Here is a 22,329-nt window from a genome sequence, read left to right as displayed (position 1 = left end):
CCCCTCCCCCCAGCGCCCCCGGGGCGGCGTGCTCTGGTTGCGGGCGGCGGGGGGCCCCCCCCCCCCCCCGGCCGCCCCCCCCCCCCCCCGCCGCCCCCCACGGAAGCTTCTCGTCCCGGCACCGGCCGGATCCGGTGACGCGGGCCGGACCGGCCCCGCGCCGTGCGGACACGCCTCCGTGCTCCACGGGCTCACAGCGTCAACTCCGCCACCGCCTTCGCGATCCGCCGCTCCCGTGTCTCCTGCGCCTTGGCACCCTCGACCGACGTCACGTGCGCCTTCTGGCGGCTGGGCGAGAGAGCCGCGAACGCCTCCGCCGCCCCGGGAGCCGCCGCCAGCGCCGCCGCCAGGTCCTCGGGCGGCTCCACCGTGCGGGGCGCGGTGTCGAGGGTCAGCTCCACCTCGATGGCGTCCCCGCCGCCGATGCCGGTCTCCTTGCGCTTGTCGGAGCTGAACGGGATGAGGTACTGCCCGCCCATCGGGGCGATCGTCGAGCGGTACGCGTACCCGTTCACGGTCACGTTCACCGGCGGGCGCTTGCCCGCCCCGAGGGCCTCGACCACGTCCTCGGGGACCTCGATCCCGGTGTTGTTCCCGCTCTGGAACATCGTCGTCCTGAACTTCATGGCCCGCACCCTTCGTCTCCGCCCGCTGTTGTCAGGGCAGACGCCCGCCGCGCCGGAAACTCATCGCCGAAGCCTCTACTCGGCGGTCTCTTCCTCCTCTTCGAGCAGCCCCGCCGCGTGCAGCAGGTAGTCCGTCATCGGGTCGTAGAAGCGCGGGTCGGTGACGTGGTCGTCCAGCGGGACCGTGACCTGGAGGGTGCCCTCCGACTCGCCGAGGAAGAGGGCCGGGTCGTTGCAGTCGGCGTAACCGATCGCGTCCAGCCCCCGCTGTCCCGCGCAGCCCGCCCAGCCGTGGTCGGCGACGACCAGGTCGGGGAGCGGGCGGCCCAGGTGGGCCATGGTGTCCAGGATCGCGGCCATCGGGGCCGGGGAGTGGGTGTGCCAGAGGGTCGCCCCACGTTCCAGCATCGCGACGTCGGCGAACTGGACGACCAGCCCCTCGTCCGCGATCAGCCCGGACGGGATGCGGACGATCTCGCAGCCGGCCCGGCGCAGCGCGTCGGCCGTCTGCCGGTGCACGTCCAGCAGGCCGCCGGGGTGCCCGGTGGCGAAGAGGACCCGCTCGCGGCCGTCTGCGGCCTTGCGCAGGCGGGCCGCCATCCGCTCCAGGGCGTCGACCGTCAGCTCGGGGTCGATGGTGTCCTGGCCCTGCCGGTGCGCGGGGTCGTCGATGACACCGCAGCGCTCGGCCATCACGGCGAGCACGTCCTGCTCGTCGGTCCAGCGGTCGCCCAGCTCCAGGCCCAGCCAGTAGTGGCGGTCGCCGTTGGCGAGCTTGCGGTAGTGGGAGAGGTTGTTGTCGCGTGGCGTGGCGACGTCCCCCGCGATACGCGAACGGACGAGGTGGTCGACGAGGACGGCGCGGCTGGGTATCGGCATGGACCCATTGTGCCGTCCGGTGTGCGGACCGTGCCCGGTTCCTGATCAACGGAGGACATCGGGGGACGGCGGGGTGCGGCCGTCAGCGACTCGGGGGGCTCGGGCTGAGCCCTTCGACGGCGAGGGCGAAGAGGCGGTCGGCCTGGACGGACGGTTCGGTGTGGTGCTCGGTGGCCAGGGCGATGCCGATGGCGAGGGTCAGCAGATCGTGGAAGGTGGTGCCCGGCCTGACCGCCCCGTCGCTCAGGGCCCGGCGGAGCAGCGGGGCGGCCGCGTCCTCGATCATCGCCCCGCAGGAGTGCTGCCCGGGCTCGGCGGGGGCGTCGGTGGGGGGCTCGAAGGTCAGGGCGTCGGCGAGGCCGCGGGCGCCGACGGCGTACGCGAGGAGGTCGTGCAGCCACTCCAGCAGGGCGGCGCGGCTGTCCTCGGCGCGGCTCAGCTCGCCGGCGCGCTCGCACAGGCCCTGGATGCGCTCCTGGAAGACGGCTTCGAGCAGGGCCTGCCGGGTGGGGAAGTGCCGGCGCACGGTGGCGGAGCCGACGCCTGCCGTGCGGGCGACCTGTTCGAGGGAGGCGGCGGCCCCGTGCTGGGCGACCTCGGCCTCGGCCACGGCGAGGATGCGGCTGTAGTTGCGGCGGGCGTCCGCGCGCTGACCGGTCACTTTCTCTCCCTGCTTGCTAAGTGGTGGGCCCCGCCATATCGTAACCGGGAAGGAAACGGCGGGCCCCGCCGTTTCATGTTCCAGGTCGTGAGGAGACATCGCCATGGCATCACGTACCGCCCCCGTACTGGTCACCGGCGCCACCGGGCGCCAGGGCGGGGCCGTCGCCCGGGCCCTGTTGGCCGCCGGCATCCCGGTGCGCGCGCTGGTGCGCGACCCGCACACGCGGCGCGCGAAGGACGTCGAGGCGCTGGGCGTCGAGCTGGTGACCGGGGACCTGACCGACCGGTCCTCGCTGGACGCGCCCTGCGCGGGCGTCCGGGCGGTGTTCTCGGTGCAGATGCCGCCGATGGACTCCAGCGGAGTCGACTTCGCGGGGGAACGGGCGCAGGCGGCGAACCTGATCGAGGCGGCGCGGGCGGCGGGCGTGCCCCAGTTCGTCCAGTCCTCGACCAGCGGCGTCGGGGCGCACGCGGAGACGCCCGGCTGGGCCGAGGGCAACTGGGCCGCGATGGCCCCGTACTTCGACACCAAGCAGGCGATCCTGGAGCAGGTGCGCGGGGCGGGGTTCGCCCGCTGGGCCGTGGTGAAGCCCGCGTTCTTCATGGAGAACCTGCCCCAACTGGCGCCGAGCGGGCCCGAGAGCGGCCTGGCGACGGTGATCCGGCCGGACACGGTCCTGGCGCTGGTGGCGAGCGAGGACATCGGCGCGGCCGTCGCCCACGCCGTCCAGGAGCCGGACCGGTTCCACGGGGTGGAGCTGGAACTGGCGGGTGACCGCCTCACGATGGAGCAGGTCGCCGAGGTGCTGTCCACAGCCTGGGGCGTACCGGTGACGGCCCCGTCGATGGACCTCGACGAGGCGCTCGCGGCGGGGATGCCCGCGTGGGGTGCCGGCCATCTGTGGAGCAACGCCATCACCCAGCCGGCCCGCCCCGAGCTCGCACGGGAACTCGGCATTCCGGTGACCTCGTTCGCCACCTGGGCGCACCGGCACCTGTCGCCGACGATCTGAGGGACGGCAGCCTCGGGGACGGCTGCAACGTGAGGGGCGGCATCCCCGGGGAGCTGGGCCTACGGGACCACCGAGAGCACCGTCACGACGGTCACGGCGGTGATCGCCGCCTGAAGGTTGCGGATCGCCTCGCGCACGCTCACGCCCGCCCAGTGCCCCTCGGCGATCTCCGCCATACGCGGGTCCACCTGCTTCTTGGGCAGGCCGGGAAAGGCCTGCGGGTGCATCCCCGTGGCGTGCACCAGGGCGACGAGCGCGCTGGTGCGGGCGTCCGGCTCGGCCCCCTCCAGCACCGCGGCGGCCAGCCGGGCGCGCAGCTCCCGTTCGACGGTTCCGTCGGCCTCCGGGTAGCGGCGCACCGGGAAGACGCCGAGGGCCCGGTGCTTCTCCTCGGTCACCAGGCCGCGGGCGACGAGGCTGTCCACGACGTCCTGGGAGCCCTTGGCGTGGTCCCGGGTCAGCCAGGCCACGACCTTGCGGCTGCTGGAGGTCTCGTGGACCCAGCGCGTGAGCCGGTCGAGCCGGCCGTCCAGGAGGGTGTCGCCGGTCGAGGTCGGGTCGAAGACCTCGACACGGCCGCCCCGCACCGTGACGCGCCCCGCCATGACCAGCTCCAGGAGCATGCCGGCCGCCACACCCCAGCGGGCGGCGGTCTCCCCCTTCGCCGCGCCGGTCTCGTCGTCCAGCGACAGCAGCATGATCTCTTCGCCCAGTGAGACGGTCATCGTGCGGCTCCCCGATTCGTTGCGTGTTGACCGGAGAGACGTACGTACCCCGTTCATGGTTGCCCGGAACCACGAGCGACTCAGGCGGGAAAGCCGCAGCTCAGGAGGGTTCCGCCGCGGCGAACGCACCCCGGGCCAGCCGGTGCAGCAGGGCGGCGGTCGCCGCGCGGCCGGGCAGGGCGTCGGGGCGGGCCAGGTGCGGGGTGGAGTTCAGCAGGCCGAAGACGGCGTGCACGGTGACGCGGGCCCGGTTCTCGGGCAGCGACGGGTAGAGGGCGCGGACGACGCCGACCCAGACCTCGACGTACTCGCGCTGGAGGCGGCGCACCCGCTTGCGGTCCGTGTCGCGCAGCCGGTCCAGCTCGCGGTCGTGGAGGGTGATCAGGGGGCGGTCGTCGAGGGCGAAGTCGATGTGGCCCTCGATGAGCGCGTCCAGGAGGGCCTCCGGGGAGCCGTCGCCCCGGGCCTCGTCCTCCGTGACCCGCAGCCGTCCGCCCTCCAGCAGGCGTTCGCTGATGCCCACGAGCAGTTCGGCGAGCATCGCGTCCTTGCCGGGGAAGTGACGGTAGAGGCCGGGGCCGCTGATGCCGACGGCGGCGCCTATCTCGTCGACGCCGACACCGTGGAAGCCGCGCTCGGCGAAGAGGCGGGCGGCCTCCCGGAGGATCTGCTCGCGGCGGGTGGGAGCCGCGACGCGGGCGGCGGCATGGGTGCTCATGAGGATTCATTCTAGACAGGGTCGTTAGCGCTCGTTAACCTGAGGGAAACGCGTTAACGCTCATTAACGAGCGCAGATGATCGCGGTACGGGCAAGGGGGCTCGACACGATGCAGCAGGCACCGGTCCTGGTGAGCGCGGCCGATCCCGCATCGGAGGCCTGGCAGGCCAACGAGGCGGCGCATCGCGCGCTCTCCGACGACCTGGCGGAACGTCTCGCCACGGCACGGCTGGGCGGGGGTGAGAAGGCGCGGGCCCGCCACGAGGCGCGCGGCAAGCTGCTCCCCCGGGACCGGGTGGACACCCTCCTCGACCCGGGCTCGCCGTTCCTGGAGCTGGCCCCGCTGGCGGCGAACGGGATGTACGGGGACCAGGCCCCGGCCGCGGGCGTCATCGCGGGCATCGGGCGGGTCTCCGGCCGGGAGTGCGTGATCGTCGCCAACGACGCGACCGTCAAGGGCGGCACGTACTACCCGATGACCGTCAAGAAGCACCTGCGCGCCCAGGAAGTGGCGCTGGAGAACCGTCTCCCCTGCCTGTACCTGGTCGACTCGGGCGGCGCGTTCCTGCCGATGCAGGACGAGGTCTTCCCCGACCGGGACCACTTCGGGCGGATCTTCTACAACCAGGCCCGGATGTCGGGGGCGGGCATCCCGCAGATCGCGGCGGTGCTGGGTTCCTGCACGGCGGGCGGGGCGTACGTCCCGGCGATGAGCGACGAGGCCGTCATCGTCCGCAACCAGGGCACGATCTTCCTCGGCGGCCCGCCGCTGGTGAAGGCCGCCACCGGCGAGGTCGTCACGGCTGAGGAGCTGGGCGGCGGCGAGGTCCACTCCCGTACGTCGGGGGTCACCGACCATCTCGCGGAGGACGACGCGCACGCCCTGCGCATCGTCCGCAACATCGTGGCGACCCTCCCGGACCGGGCCCCGCTCCCCTGGTCGGTCGAGCCGGCCGAAGAGCCGAAGGTGGACCCGGCCGGGCTGTACGGGGCGGTCCCGGTGGACTCCCGCACCCCCTACGACGTCCGCGAAGTGATCGCGCGCGTGGTGGACGGCTCCCGCTTCCAGGAGTTCAAGGCGGAGTACGGCCAGACGCTCATCACCGGGTTCGCCCGGATCCACGGCCACCCGGTCGGGATCGTCGCGAACAACGGCATCCTGTTCTCCGAGTCGGCCCAGAAGGGCGCGCACTTCATCGAGCTGTGCGACCAGCGCGGCATCCCGCTCGTCTTCCTCCAGAACATCTCCGGCTTCATGGTCGGCCGGGACTACGAGGCGGGCGGCATCGCCAAGCACGGCGCGAAGATGGTCACGGCGGTGGCCTGCACCCGGGTGCCGAAGCTGACGGTCGTCGTCGGCGGTTCGTACGGCGCGGGCAACTACTCCATGTGCGGCCGGGCCTACAGCCCCCGCTTCCTGTGGATGTGGCCCAACGCCAAGATCTCGGTCATGGGCGGCGAGCAGGCGGCCTCCGTCCTCGCCACGGTCAAGCGCGACCAGCTGGGCGACGACTGGAGCACCGAGGACGAGGAGACGTTCAAGGCCCCGATCCGCGCCCAGTACGAGACCCAGGGCAACGCGTACTACGCCAGCGCCCGGCTCTGGGACGACGGCGTGATCGACCCCGTGGACACCCGGCAGGTCCTCGGCCTCGCCCTGACCGCCTGCGCCAACGCCCCGCTGCCCCAGAAGGACCCGGCCGGTCCGGGCTTCGGCGTCTTCCGGATGTGAGGAACAGATGACGACGATGTTCGACACCGTGCTGGTCGCCAACCGCGGCGAGATCGCGGTCCGGGTGATCCGGACCCTACGGGAGCAGGGGGTGCGCTCGGTCGCGGTCTTCAGCGACGCGGACGCGGACGCCCGGCATGTCCGGGAGGCGGACACGGCGGTACGGATCGGCCCGCCGCCCGCCGCCGAGAGCTACTTGAACGTCCCGGCGCTCCTTGAAGCGGCCCGCCGCACGGGTGCGCAGGCAGTCCACCCGGGGTACGGATTCCTGGCGGAGAACGCGGAGTTCGCTGCCGCGTGTGCGGAAGCGGGCCTGGTCTTCATCGGCCCGCCCGCCTCCGCGATCGCGCTCATGGGTGACAAGATCCGGGCCAAGGAGACGGTCTCGGCGTACGAGGTTCCGGTCGTGCCCGGCTCCTCCGGCAGCGGCCTGACGGACGCCCAACTGGATGAAGCAGCAAGGGAGATCGGCACCCCGGTCCTGTTGAAGCCCTCGGCGGGCGGCGGCGGCAAGGGCATGCGCCTGGTCCGGGACGCGGCGGTGCTGGGCGAGGAGATCGCGGCGGCGAGGCGAGAGGCCCGCGCCTCCTTCGGCGACGACACCCTGCTCGTCGAGCGGTGGATCGACCGCCCGCGTCACATCGAGATCCAGGTCCTGGCGGACGCCCACGGCAACGTGATCCATCTGGGCGAGCGCGAGTGCTCGCTCCAGCGCCGCCACCAGAAGATCATCGAGGAGGCGCCGTCCGTCCTGCTGGACGAGGCGACCCGGGCGGCCATGGGCGAGGCGGCCGTCCAGGCGGCGCGCAGTTGCGGCTATGTCGGGGCGGGGACGGTGGAGTTCATCGTCCCGGGCAACGACCCGTCCTCGTACTACTTCATGGAGATGAACACCCGCCTCCAGGTCGAGCACCCGGTGACCGAGCTGATCACCGGCCTGGACCTGGTGGAGTGGCAGCTGCGGGTGGCGTCGGGCGAGCAACTCCCGTACGCACAGGAGGACATCACGCTCACCGGCTGGGCGATCGAGGCGCGGGTCTGCGCCGAGGACCCGTCCCGCGGCTTCCTGCCCTCCGGCGGTACGGTGCTGGCGCTGCGCGAACCGCAGGGCGGCGGGGTACGGACGGACTCGGGGCTCAGCGAGGGCGTGCCGGTGGGCAGCCTGTACGACCCGATGCTGTCGAAGGTCATCGCGTACGGCCCCGACCGCGCGACGGCCATCCGCAAGCTGCGGGCGGCCCTCGCGGACACGGTGATCCTGGGCGTCCCGACCAACGCGGGCTTCCTGCGCCGCCTGTTGGCGCACCCGGACGTGGTCGCGGGGAACCTGGACACGGGGCTGGTGGAGCGCGAGGCGGAGGGCCTGGTGCCGGACGGAGTGCCGGACGAGGTGTACGCGGCGGCGGCCGCGGTGCGCCTCGACGCCCTGGCCCCCCGGCCGGACGAGGGCGGCTGGACGGACCCGTTCTCGGTGCCGAGCGGGTGGCGGACGGGGGGTGTGCGGGTGCCGTTGGCGTTCCCGTTGCGCGTAGCGGGACGTGAACCCGTTACTCACGGCGCCCCCGTCGGCGCGACCGTCACAGCGGACCGGGTCACGGTCGAACTCGACGGCGCGGTGGGCCACTTCCACCGCTCCGGGGACTGGCTCGGCCGGGACGGCGACACCTGGCACGTCCAGGACCACGACCCGGTGGAGGCGGCCCTGAGCGGCGCAGGCCGGAGCGGAGCGGACACGCTGGCGGCCCCGATGCCGGGCACGGTCACGGTGGTGAAGGTAGCCGTGGGCGACGAGGTCGAGGCGGGTCAGAGCCTGCTCGTGGTGGAGGCGATGAAGATGGAGCACGTGATCTCGGCCCCGCACGCGGGGACGGTGACCGAGCTGGACGTCACGGCGGGCGCGACGGTGGCGATGGACCAGATCCTGGCGGTCGTGGTCCCGGCGGCCGAGGGGGAGGACGCATGAGCGCACAAGGACTCCCCATGAAGGTCCCGGCCCCCGCCCTCCCCTCCCGGGTCCGCATCCACGAGGTGGGGGCGCGGGACGGCCTGCAGAACGAGAAGGAGACCGTCCCGACCGAGGTGAAGGCGGAGTTCATCCGCCGTCTGGCGGTGGCCGGCCTGACCACCATCGAGGCGACGAGCTTCGTGCACCCGAAGTGGGTGCCTCAACTGGCGGACGCGGAGGCGCTGTTCCCGCTCCTCGGCGACATCGCCGACGTAGGGGACGTATCCCTCCCCGTGCTGGTCCCGAACGAACGGGGCCTGGACCGGGCGCTGGCGCTCGGGGCGCGGTCGATCGCGGTGTTCGGCTCGGCGACGGAGACGTTCGCGGCGCGCAATCTGAACCGTACGGTCGACGAGTCGCTGGCGATGTTCGAGCCGGTGGTGGCCCGGGCGAAGGCGGACAAGGTCCAGGTCCGCGGATACCTGTCGATGTGCTTCGGCGACCCGTGGGAGGGCGCGGTCCCGGTCGCCCAGGTGGTGCGGGTGGCCAAGGCCCTGATGGACCTGGGCTGCGACGAACTGTCGCTGGGCGACACGATCGGGGTGGCGACGCCGGGCCATGTGACGGCGTTGCTGACAGCCCTGAACGAGGCGGGCGTCGCGACGCCCGCGATCGGCGTGCACTTCCATGACACGTACGGCCAGGCGCTGTCGAACACCCTGGCCGCGCTCCAGCACGGGGTGAGCACGGTCGACGCCTCGGCGGGCGGCCTGGGCGGCTGCCCGTACGCGAAGAGCGCCACGGGCAACCTCGCCACCGAGGACCTGGTCTGGATGCTCGAAGGACTGGGCATCGAAACGGGCGTCGACCTGGCCGAACTGACCGCCACCAGCGTCTGGCTGGCCGAACACCTGGGCCGGCCGAGCCCGTCCCGCACGGTCCGCGCCCTGACCCCTCCCCCTTCTTCCTCTCCCACAAGGAGCGAGTGACCCCATGTCCCTGGACCACCGGCTGACCGCCGAACACGAGGAACTGCGCCGCACGGTCGAGGAGTTCGCGCACGACGTGATCGCGCCGAAGATCGGCGACCTGTACGAGCGCCATGAATTCCCGTACGAGATCGTGCGCGAGATGGGCCGGATGGGCCTGTTCGGGCTGCCGTTCCCGGAGGAGTACGGCGGCATGGGCGGCGACTACCTGGCGCTCGGGATCGCCCTGGAGGAGCTGGCCCGGGTCGACTCGTCGGTGGCGATCACCCTGGAGGCCGGGGTCTCGCTGGGCGCGATGCCGCTCCACCTGTTCGGCACGGAGGAGCAGAAGCGGCAGTGGCTGCCGAAGCTGTGCGCGGGCGAGGCGCTGGGCGCGTTCGGCCTGACGGAGCCGGACGGCGGCTCGGACGCGGGCGGCACGCGGACGACGGCGGTGCTGGACGAGGCGACGAACGAGTGGGTGATCAACGGCTCGAAGTGCTTCATCACCAACTCGGGCACGGACATCACGGAGTTGGTGACGGTCACGGCGGTGACGGGCCGCAAGGAGGACGGCCGCCCGCTGATCTCCGCGATCATCGTCCCGTCCGGCACCCCCGGCTTCACGGTCGCCGCCCCGTACTCGAAGGTCGGCTGGAACGCCTCCGACACCCGCGAGCTGTCGTTCTCCGACGTCCGCGTCCCGGCGGCGAACCTCCTGGGCGAACAGGGCCGGGGCTACGCCCAGTTCCTCCGCATCCTGGACGAGGGCCGCATCGCGATCTCGGCCCTGGCGACGGGCCTGGCACAGGGCTGCGTGGACGAGTCGGTGAAGTACGCGGCCGAGCGCCACGCGTTCGGCCGGCCGATCGGCGCGAACCAGGCGATCCAGTTCAAGATCGCCGACATGGAGATGCGCGCCCACATGGCCCGCGTGGGCTGGCGCGACGCGGCCTCGCGCCTGGTGGCGGGCGAGCCGTTCAAGAAGGAGGCGGCGATCGCGAAGCTGTACTCCTCGACGGTCGCGGTGGACAACGCCCGCGAGGCGACGCAGATCCACGGCGGCTACGGCTTCATGAACGAGTACCCGGTGGCGCGGATGTGGCGCGACTCGAAGATCCTGGAGATCGGCGAGGGGACGAGCGAGGTGCAGCGGATGCTGATCGCCCGGGAGCTGGGCCTGCCGGGCTGAGCTGCCGGCTGCTGCGCTGAGCCGCCGGCCGATGCGCTGACTGCTTCGCCGACTGTTGCCGCCCCCGGCGCCGTGGACTCGCCCACGGCCCCGGGGGCGGTCGTGTCCGTCAGGGGCACCCATCAGACCTGTCGTATCGGGCCCGGGACCGGGCCCGGCGAATTCGCTGTCCGGGAGAGGGGTCCGTGCGGGAGGCTGCATGCGTGATCGAGCGAGAAGCCGCCATTCGGACCGTCAAGGCCCAGCTGGAGCGCGACTACCTACGGTGGCGGGCCACCGGAGAGGATCCGCTGCGGATGGCGGTGGTCGACGTCGAGGAGCACGAGCTGGTGTGGATCGTCTCCTGGACTTCCGAGGAGTTCGTCCGCACCGGAAACCCGGAGTTCATGCTGGCCGGAAACGGGCCGTACCTGGTGGACCGTGTCGACGGCGGGCTGCACCGGATCGGCGTCGTCTCCGCTGTGACCAGGGAGTGGGAGGCCGACTACCGAGCCCGGATACGCGGACTGCCGGTCCGCACGGCGGTGGACGACCTGCACGATGCACTCCGCGAAGTCGCCGCCGCGCGCGGACGCCTGCACGCGGCGCGGATGCTGCGCCGGAGGCTGCCCACGCTCTCGCCCGCGGAAGCCCTCGCCTACGTGAGCGCATGGCCGGCCGGTGACGCACCCGCGCATCTCGTGGCCGCAGCCACCAGGGAGCTCGTGAAGCCTCTCGACCCGGTGCTCATGGTGGAGACGATTCGGGACTCGGCACAGATGCAGGGCAAGCAGCCGTGATCACGACCCAGTCATGGTCGGATGCCCGACAGGTGTGCATCCCGCGCAGGGGTTCATGACCGAGCAGCCCGTCCCCGACCGGGTCGCTGCGGCTTACGAGCGGCTGGTCGAGACCGGGTTCACGCGTCGGCTGATCCCGTAGGGCGTGGCCTTCGCCGGTCGGCGTTACGGTCGGTTCTCGGCCGTGACCTTGAACGGGCCGGTGGCGGCGGCCACGCACGGGATGATGTCCGACGCCTTGCCCGCCGCCAGGCCCGACTCGCAGAGCCGGCCGCCGCTCTCGCGCAGGTCGAGGTAGAAGCGGGTCGTCTCGTCGTCCTGCTTCAGGGCGTGGATCAGGTCGTCGGTGTAGCCGAGGCCGTTCAGGGTCTTCCGGACCTTGGCGGGGGTGGGGTCCGCCAGCTTCTGGAGGGCCTCGACGACCCGCTGTTCGTGGTGGCCGCTCACGCACCAGTCACGGGCGTTCAGCTCCGCCTCGGGCCCGGTGGGGGGAGCCGGCTCGATCGGGTCGGTCGAGGGTGTCTCCCCGGGGGCGACACTCTCCGGCCTCTCCGTATCGGCGTTCCCGCCGCCGGGTCTCTTCGCGGGCGTACCGGGTGCCGGGCACGCCTTCTCGAACTTGTCGAACAGCGCCGTGAACGCCGCCTGTTCGGGGGACGGCTGCGGCGAACTTCTTGTGGAAACGGCGTTCCCGCTCTGCTCGCCCCGCGCCCCGCCGCCACTCTGCTCGCTCCCGCAGCCGGTCAGGGCCAGAGCGGCGATGGCGGCAGCGGCGAGACCGCGTCGGCTGTGGGCGAATACGCTGATGGAACGGGTGAGTTGTGCATGTGCCGAGTCTCTGTCGGCGCGTCGCGCCCCGCTTGAGTACGCGTACTCAAGCTCCCGGGAGGGTACGACCGCCCGCCGGTCGGACGGGCGCACCCCGAAGCCGGCTTGCCCTGCCTGCCCCGGGCGAGGCCGCGGCAGACGCCCTGGCCGCCGTGGACCGGTCCACGGCGGCCAGGGGCATTGTCGGCTAGGAGCGCTCCGCCCCCGGCACCGCCACCCCGTCCTCCGTCACGTACTTCACGCCGTCGTCGTTCTTCGTGATCGTGAACGCGTCCAGGGTCTCCCCCACCTCCTTGTCCGTCGTCGACTTGTCGTCCCACTTGGCCCCGATGACCGCCTCGTAGCGGATCGTGTCCTTGGAGACCGTGATGCCCTGGAACGTCGACGTGTGCGCCGCGCGGGCCACCTGGGTCGCGCCGTTGCGGGTCCAGACGTTGTCGTCGGCCGGGGACAGCTCGTAATACTTCGGGCCCGCCATCGCGACCGCGTAGACCGGGCCCGTCGTCACGCCGGGGGTGTCCGTCGCGTCCTCGTTGACGTAGCCACGGGCGTACACGTGGTCGTGGCCCATCAGGACCAGGTCGATGTCGTTGCGCTGGAAGACCGGCAGCCACGCGTCGCGGATCGGCTTCTCGTCGCGGCCGGCCGCCGCCGAGAAGACCGGCTGGTGGAAGGTGGCGACCGACCACTTGTTGGGGTTGTCGGCCAGGATCGTGTCGAGCCAGCGGGCCTGGAGGTCCAGCCAGAGCTTCTGCGGGTCCGGGCAGTCCTGCGAGCACGGCGGCAGGTCCGGCGGGGTCATCAGCTCGCGGGCGTCGTGCGTGCTCGCGTTGAGGGTGATGAAGCGGACGCCCTGGTAGTCCGTGTAGTACGCGGTCTCGGTGATCGACTTCGCCATATGGACCTCGTACGCCACCCGTTGGCGTTCCGCCGGGGTTTCGTCCTTCGCCGGTACGGCGGTGGGGCCGTTGGCCGGGTACGCGAACGTGGACTTCCACGTCTTCAGGAACAGGTCCGCGTTGTACTCGTGGTTGCCCGGCGCCGCAATCACGTTCGTCGTCTGGCTGTGGCCGTTCATCGCGCCGAACCACTCGTCCCACAGGCCGTCGTTGCCGCCCGAGTCCACCAGGTCACCCGCGTTGACGCTGCCGATCGCCTTCGGGAAGCGCTTGTACGCCCGGTCGACGACCGGGGCCCACTTCGCTTTCAGGTCGTTCTGCGCGTCTCCGAAGTAGAGGAACGTGAACGCGTCGCCCGGCTTTCCGGCGGAGGTGAACGCGTACCGCTCGCTCAGCTTGTCCCCCGTGCCCACGCGGTACTCGTACGCCGTCCCCGGCTTCAGCCGGTCCATCACCGCCGAGTGGGTGCGCGTCGGGACTCCGTTGCTCAGGAGTTCCTCGTTCGCCGTCGCTCCGGCCTTGCGCCAGGCCGAGTTGGAGCCCCTCTCGCGGTACTGCGCCTCGCCGTTCGTCGTGCCGCTGCCCGTCCGCCACGTCACCGCCTGGGAGGTGGAGGGCGTCTCCGTCAGGGTGAGGACGATGCGCTCCGGGGTCACGCCCGGCGCTTCCAGGTCCGGGTTGGTCGTCAACGCCACGTCGAAGACGTGCATGATGCCCCGGTCCGTGCCCTGCGGCAGGGTCACCGACTTCACGCGCTTCTTGCCGTCCAGCACCTGCGGCACCGTGCCGAAGACCACCGTGCGCGTCGTGTCCGACGTGCCGTTCACCTTGTTGCGGCCCTCCGTGGCCACCAACGGGACGTTGCCGTAGAGGTAGTTCGTGCCGGGCGTCCAGTCCGTGAACTGCACCGCCACGTTCTGCGTCGAGCCGTCCTCGTACTCCACCGTCGCCAGACCCTGCGCCGGGCCGTTCGTCGCCAGGCCCAGGAAGGAGATGCCCGTGGCCTTCACGCCCTTGCCGGCCCGGCCGGCCAGGTCGATGCGCTGGCCGTGCGGGATCCAGTTGTCCGGCTGACCTGCGTCGGTGTCCGGCCAGGTGAACGTCACCCCCGTGTCACCCAGCGGCAGCTTCGCGCCCGGTGCCGCGCCCGCCGCCGCCAGCTTCTCCCGGGAGAGGGAGTTGTCGCTCAGGTCGAGCGAGCCCAGCTTCCCCTGGCCGTCCGGCGTCGAGCCGATGTTGTTGCGGGCGTCGGAGCCGTCCGTGTACGAGGGCGGGACATCGGCCGGCCCCGTGCCCCAGGCCTTCGGCGTCTCACCCATCGTGAACGTCAGCTCGCCGCCCGCCCGCGCGAAGTCCTCGGGCAGCCAGGACTTCGACGTGGAGCGGCCGTTGACCTTCAGGCCGGTCACGTACGGCTTGCCGGCCGCCGCACCCGCCGCCTTGACGGTGATCCGGCGGTCGCTGTCCGCGCTGTCGATCGTGATCTTGTCGAACATCGGCGAGCTGAGCACCAGGTTCGCCGTCCCGTACACCGTCGGGTTCATCCCCAGGTTCGCCCACACGTACCAGGAGCTGAGCGAGCCCAGGTCGTCGTTGCCCGGCAGGCCCGACGGGGTCGTGTCGTACATCTCGTCCGTCGCCCGGCGCAGCACCTCCGAGGTGCGGTGCGGCTGACGCAGCCAGTTGTAGGCGTACGGCATGGAAAAGCTGGGCTGGTTGGAGAGGTAGGCGCCGTTGGTGTTGTAGACGCCCGCGTCCAGGGACTTCGTGTGCTCGTCCAGGTCCCGTGTGACCGCCTCGACGCCGCCCCGCTTCTCGATCAGCGTGCCCATGTTCTGCGGGACCATCCAGCCGTACTGGTAGCCCGTCGCCTGCTCGAACTGGTTGCCCCGCTCACCGAGGTTGAAGCTCCGGTCGAAGCCGTTGCGGCCACGCGGGCGGATCCGGTCCGTCTCCGGGTCGAGCAGGTTCTGCCAGTTCTGCGCCCGCGTCATGAACCGGTCGTACGTCATCTTCTCGCCCAGCCGGTCCGCCAGTTGGGCAATCGCAAAGTCGTCGACGGCGTATTCGAGGGTCTTCGACGTCGCCGAGTCGCCCTTGCCGTTGTCGATGAAACCGGCGCTCAGATACTGCTGCGCGTGCGCCCGCTTCGTCGCGTCGGCGGGGAGTGACTGCGTCTTCCGCATCGACGTCAGCGCCGCCTTGCGGTCGTAGTCCACACTGCCGAACGCGTCGATCGACGACAGCACCACCTGGAGCGAGTCGCCGCTCATCTTCTGCTGCGACTGGTTCAGATGCGGCCAGTTGGGCCACGCACCCGTCTGCTTCACCAGGTCCACCAGCGACTGGTTGATGTCGTCGCCGACCTTCGGGAAGAGCAGCGCGATGAGCTGCGCCTGCCCCCGGTACATGTCCCAGCCCGCGTACGTCACGTAGTGGTGCCGGCCGGCCGCCACCTTCCGCACCTTGCCGTCGTGGCCCGGGTACTGGCCGTTCACGTCGTCGGCGATGTTCGGGTGGAGGAGGGAGTGGTAGAGCGCCGTGTAGAACTTCACCCGCTCCGGCTTCGTCCCGCCGGTGGTCTTCACCGTGGACAGCGCGTCCTTCCAGACCTGCGCCGTCGCTTTCCGCACCTGGTCGAAGGTGCGACCGCCCGTCTCCACCTCGGCGTTGCGCGCCGCGTTCGCCACGCTGACGTAGCTCAGCCCGGTCCGCGCGGTGACCGTCGCGCCCTTCGGGAAGACCAGATACGCGCCGGAGCCGTGCTTGGCCTCGCCACCGCGTGCGGTCGCCGCACCTGCCGTGACCTCGCCGCCCTGCCAGGTGCCGTACGAGGTGAACGCCCGGTCGAACGTCGAGGAGAAGTAGGCCCGGTAGCGGCCGCCCTCGTCGCACACCGACGCCGTCTCGACCCAGCCGCTGACCGTGCGGCCCTCGACCTTCACCTCGCTGTCGAAGACCCGGTTGTTGGAGCCGGCGACGTCCAGGATGAGTGTCGAGGAGTCCTTGCGGGCCGGGAATTCGTAGCGGTTGACGGCAGTTCGGGTGGTCGCCGTCAGTTCCGTCTCCACGCCGTTGGCGAGGCCGACCGTGTAGTGGCCGGGGGACGCCGTCTCGTCGCGGTGGTCGAAGTCCAGGTAGTACGGGTCGATCTTGGTGCCGGGGCTGGCCGGCAGCGCGCCCCCGTCGAGCTCGCCCGTGTACGGCAGGACCGGGAAGTCGAAGGCGCTGAACCGGCCTTCACAGCCGGTGCCGGACAGCCGGGTCATCCCGAACCCGCGGATCTTGTCGGCGCTGTACTCGTACCCGCCCTTCTGGTCCCCGTCCGAGGAGCGGTACGTCGTCGGGCTCGACTGGACCATGCCGAACGGGGTCGTCGCGCCCGGCCAGGTGTTGCCGTACGCGCTGTTGCCCTTGTTCTGGGCCGGGTCCAGCTCCGTCCCGATGAACGGGTCGACCGCGTCGTACGGGCTGATCGACGAGGCGCGCGGGGCGGCCTCCGCTGCCGTCACGGTGGCGGTGGCGGGCGCCAGGCCCGCGCCGAGCGCGCCCGAGGTGAGGGCGGCCACGGCGACGGCGTGCAGCCGCCCCCGTCTCGTCCGGGGCGGCGGGGGTGCGGCGGCGGTGGGTTCCCGCATGAGCGGTCCTCTCGGGGCAGACGGAAAGGCGGAAGGAAGGGCGAACGGAGGGCGAACGGAAGGCGTGGGCCCGGTCGGGGAGGAGGGCGTCAGCGGTCATCCGTGATGGATGACAACGTTGTCCAACTCCCGTCCGGGCGCGTGCACCACAGTGCTGGGCACAGTTTTCCCCGAGAGGGCCGGGATGGGAAGACCTGACCAACAGGCCATGTCCGCGAGGCCGCGAGGTACGCGCACCCGGTGGGCGCCTCAGCGCCAGGCGTGGCGGATCCTCAGCCGCCCGTATCCCAGCGCCCCCGAGATCCGGATGCGCGGGCCGCCGGGGCGGGACGGCTGCCGGGGCCGGTAACGCAGGTCCTTCCACCCGGTCGCCAGACCCTCCACCTCGACGATCGCGTCGCGCGGCACCGTAATGCTCGCGTTGCCGGTGCCGAGGCTCAGCTCGATGTCGACGACCGGGTACGCGATGACCGCCCGGGACAGGTCCAGGCGCACCCGCCCGAAGGCGGACTCGACCTTGAGGATCCTGGGCACCTGCCACGCACCCCGCCGCTTGATCCGTCCACCGGCGGCAGCGATCGTTGCCGTCGTGCCCGGGTCCTCCGCCGGGAGCGGGTCCAGGGCCGCCGCCAGTTCGCCGTGCGTCGTGGCGGCGAGCACCCGGCCCAGCCGCTCGTCCATCTCCTCGTGCGAGATGCGCTCCTCGGCGTACGCCTCCCGCACGCGCCGCACGGCGCTCTCGCGGTCGTCTTCGCCCACGCGCGCCATGGCGCTTCCCTGAGGTGAGGTCACCGGTTCACCTTAACCCCGCACCAACCCGGCCGATATGAGGTGGACTTGCGGGATCCGGCGGCCTGCTTGCGGCTGAGGCGGACTTGCTGCGGGATCGGGAGGCCGACTCACGGCTCAGGAGGCCGGCGCCCCCTCGGCCTGCCGGCTGTCGTAGTCGGCTCGCGCCTTCGCGATCTCCTGCTGGTGGGTCTCGGTCCAGTCGACGAGGGACCTGATCGTCGTGTGCAGCGTCGCGCCCAGCTCCGTCAGCTCGTACTCCACGCGGGGCGGGACGACGGGGTACACCGTGCGCCGCACCAGGCCGTCGCGCTCCAGCTGGCGCAGGGTCACCGTCAGCATGCGCTGGCTGATGCCCTCGATCAGCCGGCGCAGCTCGGAGAAGCGCAGCGTGCGGCGTTCGAGATGGGCGATGGCGAGGAGCGACCACTTGTCCGCGACACGGTCGAGGATCTGCCGGACCTCGCAGCCCTCGCGGACGTCCCACTGGCTGATGTCGTAGTCCGGACCGGCGTCGGTATCGACGCAGTGACTCGGTGACTTCGAAGTGCCTTCTTCCATACCGCCCCACGGTGCCGCAAGCTTCAAGTGGTTACAAGAGGGAACCGACCGGCAGATCGGTAACTCGCCCATCCTTCGCGCTGCTTGAGGCCCCTGCACGCGAACCCCATCCCACCCGAACGCTGTTGGCGGCTGTTCGCCATGCCCGTTTCGTCCGCGTACAAGGAGAAGTCCCGTGTCCTCATCGCCATCCCCCTCGAGACCGAGCAGTGACCGCATGACCGGACGCGCCTGGGGTGTGCTGTTCGTCCTGTGCGGCGCGATCTTCCTCGAAGGCATCGATGTGGCCATGCTGAACGTGGCCATGCCCGCGATCCGCGACGATCTGGATCTGTCCACCGGCACGCTCCAGTGGGTGATGAGCGCGTACGTCCTCGGCTACGGCGGCTTCATGCTGCTGGGCGGACGGGCGGCCGATCTCTTCGGCCGGCGACGGATGTTCGTCCTCTGGCTCGTGGTGTTCCTGCTCTTCTCCGGGCTGGGCGGCCTGGCCACCGAGGGCTGGATGCTGATCGTCGCCCGCTTCGTGACCGGGATCGCCGCGGCCTTCATGACCCCGGCCGGGCTGTCGATCATCACCACCGGCTTCCCGGAGGGGCCGCAGCGCAACAAGGCCCTACTCGTCTACGCGGGCACCGCCGCGGGCGGCTTCTCCATCGGCCTGGTCGTCGGCGGGCTGCTCTCCGCCATCGACTGGCGCTGGGTGTTCTTCGCCCCGGTCATCCTCTCGTTCGGCATCCTGGTCGCCGCGCTCGCCCTCATCCCCGCCTCGCCGCGCCCCGACCGCACGGGGAAGGGCGTCGACCTGGCCGGAGCGGTCACCGGCACCGCCGGGATCCTGCTCCTGGTCTTCGGCGTCGAGCGGGCCACGCACGCCCCGGCCGGCTGGACCGTGGTCACGATCGGCGCGGCCCTGCTCCTCTTCCTCACGTTCGTCGTCATCGAGCGCGCCTCGTCCTCGCCGCTGGTGCGCCTGGGCATCTTCCGCAGCGGGCCGCTGGTCCGCGCCAACGTGTCGGGGCTGCTGTTCGCCGCGGGGTTCTTCGGCTTCCAGTTCATCGCCGTCCTCTATCTCCAGGAACTACGCGGCTGGTCGTCCCTCCAGACCAGCTTCGCGCTGATCGTCATCGGCGTGGACGCGGTCCTCTCACCGCTGCTCACCCCGAAGTTGGTGGCCCGGTTCGGCAACGCCCGGGTCATCGTCGTCGGGCTGTTCCTCGCCTCGCTGTCGTACGCCCTGTTCCTGCCGCTCGCGGCGGACTGGACGTACGCCGCGATGTTCCCGGGCCTGCTCCTCCTGGGTATCGCCTTCTCCCTGGTGTACGGGCCGCTCACCATCGTGGCCACGGACGGCATCGCCGAGGAGGAACAGGGCGTGGCGGGCGGACTGCTCTACACGTCCTTCCAGTTCGGGGCGGCGCTCGGGCTGTCCGCCGTGGCTGCCGTCAACGTCGCCGCCACGGGCGGGACGGCACAGGCGGCGCTCCTCGACGGGTACCGGGCGGCCCTGGTCGTCCCGCTGGCCGCCGCTCTGATCGCCGTAGCCGTCAGCGCGTCCGGCCTCCGCACCCGGCGGGCGGCGGTGCCGGGCTCCCCCGTCGGCGGGTCCGGGGGCGTGCCGGACGGGAGCAGGGCACCGGGCGGGGTCGAGCAGCCCGCGGGGCTGGGATCCTGATCACGCGTACGGCACGGGGGGTACGGTCGCGCCGGGGACGTCGGCGGACCGTACCCCCGCCGTCGCACCTCGCGCCGCTCCCAATTACCGGTCGACACCCCTCCGCCCCGTCCGGCAGAGTTCCGTCATGAACCCCCAACACTGGCCCCTCTACGGGCTTCGCCTCCGCACCCCGCGCCTCGAACTGCGCCTGCCCGGACTGGAACTCCTCGACGAGCTGGCCTCGGTGGCGGCCCGCGGGCTGCACGATCCGGACCGGATGCCGTTCAGTGTGGCGTGGACCGACGGGAAGCCCGACGAGGTGGCGCGCGCCGTGTTCCAGCATCTGCTGGGAACCGTCGCCGGCTGGTCCGTACGGGACTGGACGCTCAGCCTGGCCGTCCTCCACGAGGGAAAGGTCGTCGGGCGGCAGGACCTGATGGGGCGGGACTTCGGGGTGCGGCGGGAGGCGGAGACCGGGTCGTGGCTCGGGCTCCCGTACCAGGGGCAGGGCCTCGGTACGGAGATGCGCGCCGCGGCCCTCCACCTCGCGTTCGCCGGGCTCGGCGCACGGTACGCCGTGTCCGCCGCCATGACCGACAACCCCCGTTCGCTCGGGGTCTCGCGGCGGCTCGGGTACACCGACGACGGCCTTCAGACGGATGTCGTGCGCGGGGCTCCCGTCACTCTTCAGCGGCTGCGCCTGGACCGGGCCCGGTGGGAGACGCATCGCGGCGTGGACGTGACGGTGGAGGGACTCGACGCCTGCCGGGCGGAGTTCGGGATCTGAGGCGGCAGTTCCCGCCCCCCGTCGTACAACCCTTCGCCCTCGGTACGGGTCTTCGCTGTGTCGTCGGCAGCCGTGCGCCGGATACGGACACGGCCCTGAACCGCAGGAGCAGCAGCCCTTCATGATCCAGTCATCTCTCCTCCCCCGTGCCCGCGCCTCCCGCGGGCGACTGCCCCGCCTCCGTGCGGCGTCGGTCGCCGCGGGCGTCGTGCTCGCCGCCTGCCCGGCCCCGCTCCTGCTGGCCGCTCCGGCGTCGGCCGCCGCCGCCAAGCACTACGACGACTTCAACGGGGACGGCTACCGCGACCTGGCCGTGCCGTACGCGTACAGCGGCATGGACGACGGCTCGGTCTCCTTCTCGGGCGGCGCGGTGCTCGTCACCTTCGGCGGCCCGAAGGGGCTGACGACGAAGACGCAGCTCGTCCATCAGGATTCACCGGGGGTTCCCGGGGCCGGGGAGGAGAACGACCAGTTCGGCGGGGCGCTCGCCAGTGCGGACCTGGACCGGGACGGGTACGCGGACCTCGTCGTGGGCAATCCGAGCGAGGAGTCGGGGACGACCCCCGTAGGCTCGGTCACCGTCGTGTGGGGCTCGGCCAAGGGACTCAAGGGCGGAACGGCCGTCCCGCGCAAGGGCGGTGGGGCTTTCGGCGCGTTCGGCAGGGATATCGCGACCGGAGACTTCAACGGGGACGGACGTCCCGACATCGCGACCGTCAACGCCGGTGACGTCCTGCTGTACCGGGGTGGGTTCACCAAGTCCGGCGGCCTCGGGAAGGTCACCGCGTACGACCGGGCGGGGCAGGGCTGGTACGCCGACAGCCTGGCGGCCGGGAAGGTCACGGGGGACGGGAAGACCGACCTGGTCGCTGTCGGGGTCCGTGGCGTCGGCGGCACGTTCCGGACCGAGGCGTGGTTCCTGAAGGGCGACGGCGCCGGTCTCACCTCCGGCCCGGCCAAGGTCATCGACAGCAAGAAGCAGCACGAACGGCTCGACGTGGCCATCGGGGACTTCGACCGGAACGGCTACGGGGACATCGCGGTCGGCAATCCGTACGCGAGCGGCAGCCGCGGCTCGGTCACCCTCTGGTACGGGGCCTCGGCCGGGCCGGGGTCGCGGAGCCTCGCCTTCAGCCAGTCGACGGCCGGGATCCCGGGGGCCTCGGAGGCAAACGACGAGTTCGGCGCTTCGCTGGCGGCGGGGGACGCGGACGGGGACGGGTACGCGGACCTCGCGGTCGGCGTACCGGGTGAGGCGGCCGGGGAGAAGAGCGCGTCCGGCGCGGCGTACGTGTTCCGCGGCGGCTCGGGCGGGCTGAAGGGGTCGCGTTCCGTCGTGTTCGACAAGACGCTGCCCGGGGTGGCCGGGGGCACGGTGGCCCACGACTACTTCGGTTACGACCTGCGGCTGCGCGATCTCGACCGGGACGGGCGCGCCGATCTGGCGGTTTCGGCGCCGAGTGAGAACACGGTGCGGATCCTGCCCGGGGCCAAGGGCGGGGTGACGGGGGCCGGTTCGGCCGTGCTGCGGGAGACCGGGGCGGATCTGCCGGAATAGACGCGGGCGTCACCCGACCCGCCGGAGTGGACGCGGGCGTCACCCGACCCGCCGGAGTGGACGCGGGCGTCACCCGACCCGCCGGAGTGGACGCGCGTGCCACCCGACCCGCCGGAGTGGACGTCGGCGTTACGCAGCCCCCTGGTTAGACAAGGGTAGGCTAACCTTCCCCCGGATCGCCCCAGCCGGAAGCCGGGCCCGTCCGTCCGCCGCTCCGGCCCGTCCCGGAGGAGCCCCCGTTGACGTCGACGACTGCCGCCGCCCCCGAAGTCGCCCCGTTCCGGCCCTTCGATCTGACCGTCCTGCGGACGAGGCGGCTGGGCCCGTCCATCCTCCGGGTCACACTCGGCGGGCCGGGGGCCGACGGTCTGC

The 22,329-nt window shown here is 71.9% G+C and carries 18 protein-coding genes and 1 pseudogene; 10 read left to right on the top strand and 9 right to left on the bottom strand.

The genetic code is table 11. The features are described from left to right. Positions 1 to 191 precede the first annotated feature (191 nt). The 3 genes from JS521_RS06510 to JS521_RS06500 form a co-directional block, all read right to left on the bottom strand. Complete coding sequence (locus JS521_RS06510; protein ID WP_205081770.1) at positions 192 to 626, bottom strand: YdeI/OmpD-associated family protein; 435 nt, start codon at positions 624 to 626, stop codon at positions 192 to 194. Positions 627 to 701: 75 nt separating this feature from the next. Further along, entirely contained in the window at positions 702 to 1,505 is an 804-nt protein-coding gene (locus JS521_RS06505; RefSeq protein ID WP_205081769.1) for a phosphatase, read from the bottom strand. A gap of 82 nt (positions 1,506 to 1,587) precedes the next feature. After that, entirely contained in the window at positions 1,588 to 2,166 is a 579-nt protein-coding gene (locus JS521_RS06500; protein ID WP_205081768.1) for a TetR/AcrR family transcriptional regulator, read from the bottom strand. A 103-nt stretch (positions 2,167 to 2,269) separates the two neighbouring features. Between JS521_RS06500 and JS521_RS06495 the strand changes: the two genes are divergently transcribed. Next, the gene (locus tag JS521_RS06495; RefSeq protein ID WP_205081767.1) at positions 2,270 to 3,181 is read left to right on the top strand and encodes an NmrA/HSCARG family protein; all 912 of its coding nucleotides are present in this window, start codon (positions 2,270 to 2,272) and stop codon (positions 3,179 to 3,181) included. A gap of 59 nt (positions 3,182 to 3,240) precedes the next feature. Here JS521_RS06495 and JS521_RS06490 read toward each other — a convergent pair whose 3' ends face one another. Then, positions 3,241 to 3,906 carry a GOLPH3/VPS74 family protein gene (locus JS521_RS06490; protein WP_205081766.1) on the bottom strand — a complete coding sequence of 222 codons (666 nt, stop codon included), beginning with the start codon at positions 3,904 to 3,906 and terminating at the stop codon, positions 3,241 to 3,243. A 100-nt stretch (positions 3,907 to 4,006) separates the two neighbouring features. Then, positions 4,007 to 4,624 carry an SACE_7040 family transcriptional regulator gene (locus JS521_RS06485; protein ID WP_205081765.1) on the bottom strand — a complete coding sequence of 206 codons (618 nt, stop codon included), beginning with the start codon at positions 4,622 to 4,624 and terminating at the stop codon, positions 4,007 to 4,009. A 109-nt stretch (positions 4,625 to 4,733) separates the two neighbouring features. On the opposite strand from JS521_RS06485, the gene JS521_RS06480 reads away from it, so the two are divergent. The 5 genes from JS521_RS06480 (at position 4,734) to JS521_RS06460 (ending at position 11,240) form a co-directional block, all read left to right on the top strand. Further along, positions 4,734 to 6,356 (top strand): carboxyl transferase domain-containing protein, encoded by a 1,623-nt coding sequence (locus tag JS521_RS06480; protein WP_205081764.1) that lies wholly within the window; start codon positions 4,734 to 4,736, stop codon positions 6,354 to 6,356. 7 nt (positions 6,357 to 6,363) lie between these two features. Next, positions 6,364 to 8,319, top strand: a complete 1,956-nt coding sequence (locus JS521_RS06475; RefSeq protein WP_205081763.1) for an ATP-binding protein — start codon at positions 6,364 to 6,366, stop codon at positions 8,317 to 8,319. After that, entirely contained in the window at positions 8,316 to 9,290 is a 975-nt protein-coding gene (locus tag JS521_RS06470) for a hydroxymethylglutaryl-CoA lyase (RefSeq protein WP_205081762.1), read from the top strand. The genes JS521_RS06475 and JS521_RS06470 overlap by 4 nt, the downstream gene beginning before the upstream one ends. A 4-nt stretch (positions 9,291 to 9,294) precedes the next feature. Beyond that, on the top strand, positions 9,295 to 10,461 hold the full coding sequence (locus tag JS521_RS06465) for an acyl-CoA dehydrogenase family protein (RefSeq protein WP_205081761.1): 1,167 nt from the start codon (positions 9,295 to 9,297) through the stop codon (positions 10,459 to 10,461). 203 nt (positions 10,462 to 10,664) lie between these two features. Continuing rightward, positions 10,665 to 11,240 carry a YrhB domain-containing protein gene (locus JS521_RS06460; protein WP_205081760.1) on the top strand — a complete coding sequence of 192 codons (576 nt, stop codon included), beginning with the start codon at positions 10,665 to 10,667 and terminating at the stop codon, positions 11,238 to 11,240. A 165-nt stretch (positions 11,241 to 11,405) separates the two neighbouring features. Here JS521_RS06460 and JS521_RS06450 read toward each other — a convergent pair whose 3' ends face one another. The 4 genes from JS521_RS06450 to JS521_RS06435 all read right to left on the bottom strand — a co-directional run bounded on the left by JS521_RS06450 (position 11,406) and on the right by JS521_RS06435 (position 17,955). Next, entirely contained in the window at positions 11,406 to 12,161 is a 756-nt protein-coding gene (locus JS521_RS06450; RefSeq protein ID WP_239486871.1) for a hypothetical protein, read from the bottom strand. A gap of 94 nt (positions 12,162 to 12,255) precedes the next feature. Continuing rightward, on the bottom strand, positions 12,256 to 16,605 hold the full coding sequence (locus JS521_RS06445) for a GH92 family glycosyl hydrolase (RefSeq protein WP_205081759.1): 4,350 nt from the start codon (positions 16,603 to 16,605) through the stop codon (positions 12,256 to 12,258). A gap of 249 nt (positions 16,606 to 16,854) precedes the next feature. After that, complete coding sequence (locus JS521_RS06440) at positions 16,855 to 17,397, bottom strand: DUF1707 SHOCT-like domain-containing protein (RefSeq protein ID WP_307847790.1); 543 nt, start codon at positions 17,395 to 17,397, stop codon at positions 16,855 to 16,857. Between the two features lie 114 nt (positions 17,398 to 17,511). Beyond that, positions 17,512 to 17,955, bottom strand: coding sequence for a winged helix-turn-helix transcriptional regulator (locus JS521_RS06435; protein WP_205081758.1), 444 nt, complete (start codon positions 17,953 to 17,955; stop codon positions 17,512 to 17,514). A gap of 217 nt (positions 17,956 to 18,172) precedes the next feature. Here JS521_RS06435 and JS521_RS06430 point away from each other — a divergent pair, with 217 nt between their 5' ends. The 4 genes and pseudogenes from JS521_RS06430 to JS521_RS36485 all read left to right on the top strand — a co-directional run. Then, positions 18,173 to 19,630, top strand: coding sequence for an MFS transporter (locus JS521_RS06430; RefSeq protein WP_205081757.1), 1,458 nt, complete (start codon positions 18,173 to 18,175; stop codon positions 19,628 to 19,630). Positions 19,631 to 19,757: 127 nt separating this feature from the next. Continuing rightward, complete coding sequence (locus tag JS521_RS06425) at positions 19,758 to 20,399, top strand: GNAT family N-acetyltransferase (RefSeq protein ID WP_205081756.1); 642 nt, start codon at positions 19,758 to 19,760, stop codon at positions 20,397 to 20,399. Positions 20,400 to 20,520: 121 nt separating this feature from the next. Continuing rightward, complete coding sequence (locus JS521_RS06420; protein ID WP_205081755.1) at positions 20,521 to 21,957, top strand: FG-GAP and VCBS repeat-containing protein; 1,437 nt, start codon at positions 20,521 to 20,523, stop codon at positions 21,955 to 21,957. A gap of 239 nt (positions 21,958 to 22,196) precedes the next feature. Further along, a pseudogene (locus JS521_RS36485) lies at positions 22,197 to 22,329 on the top strand (siderophore-interacting protein); the annotation flags it as partial.

Source organism: Streptomyces durocortorensis, assembly GCF_016901035.1.
In the GTDB taxonomy this organism is placed as follows: Bacteria; Actinomycetota; Actinomycetes; order Streptomycetales; family Streptomycetaceae; genus Streptomyces; species Streptomyces durocortorensis.
The sequence above is the reverse complement of the archived record's forward strand: the minus strand, read 5'-3'. Positions and strand labels throughout refer to the sequence as shown.

Coding starts and splice junctions, on each gene's coding strand:
- JS521_RS06425 (WP_205081756.1), top strand. CDS start 19,758: ATGAACCCCCAACACTGGCCCCTCTACGGGCTTCGCCTCCGCACCCCG.
- JS521_RS06490 (WP_205081766.1), bottom strand. CDS start 3,906: ATGACCGTCTCACTGGGCGAAGAGATCATGCTGCTGTCGCTGGACGAC.
- JS521_RS06510 (WP_205081770.1), bottom strand. CDS start 626: ATGAAGTTCAGGACGACGATGTTCCAGAGCGGGAACAACACCGGGATC.
- JS521_RS06480 (WP_205081764.1), top strand. CDS start 4,734: ATGCAGCAGGCACCGGTCCTGGTGAGCGCGGCCGATCCCGCATCGGAG.
- JS521_RS06470 (WP_205081762.1), top strand. CDS start 8,316: ATGAGCGCACAAGGACTCCCCATGAAGGTCCCGGCCCCCGCCCTCCCC.
- JS521_RS06430 (WP_205081757.1), top strand. CDS start 18,173: ATGACCGGACGCGCCTGGGGTGTGCTGTTCGTCCTGTGCGGCGCGATC.
- JS521_RS06475 (WP_205081763.1), top strand. CDS start 6,364: ATGACGACGATGTTCGACACCGTGCTGGTCGCCAACCGCGGCGAGATC.
- JS521_RS06445 (WP_205081759.1), bottom strand. CDS start 16,605: ATGCGGGAACCCACCGCCGCCGCACCCCCGCCGCCCCGGACGAGACGG.
- JS521_RS06485 (WP_205081765.1), bottom strand. CDS start 4,624: ATGAGCACCCATGCCGCCGCCCGCGTCGCGGCTCCCACCCGCCGCGAG.
- JS521_RS06435 (WP_205081758.1), bottom strand. CDS start 17,955: ATGGAAGAAGGCACTTCGAAGTCACCGAGTCACTGCGTCGATACCGAC.
- JS521_RS06495 (WP_205081767.1), top strand. CDS start 2,270: ATGGCATCACGTACCGCCCCCGTACTGGTCACCGGCGCCACCGGGCGC.
- JS521_RS06420 (WP_205081755.1), top strand. CDS start 20,521: ATGATCCAGTCATCTCTCCTCCCCCGTGCCCGCGCCTCCCGCGGGCGA.
- JS521_RS06505 (WP_205081769.1), bottom strand. CDS start 1,505: ATGCCGATACCCAGCCGCGCCGTCCTCGTCGACCACCTCGTCCGTTCG.
- JS521_RS06465 (WP_205081761.1), top strand. CDS start 9,295: ATGTCCCTGGACCACCGGCTGACCGCCGAACACGAGGAACTGCGCCGC.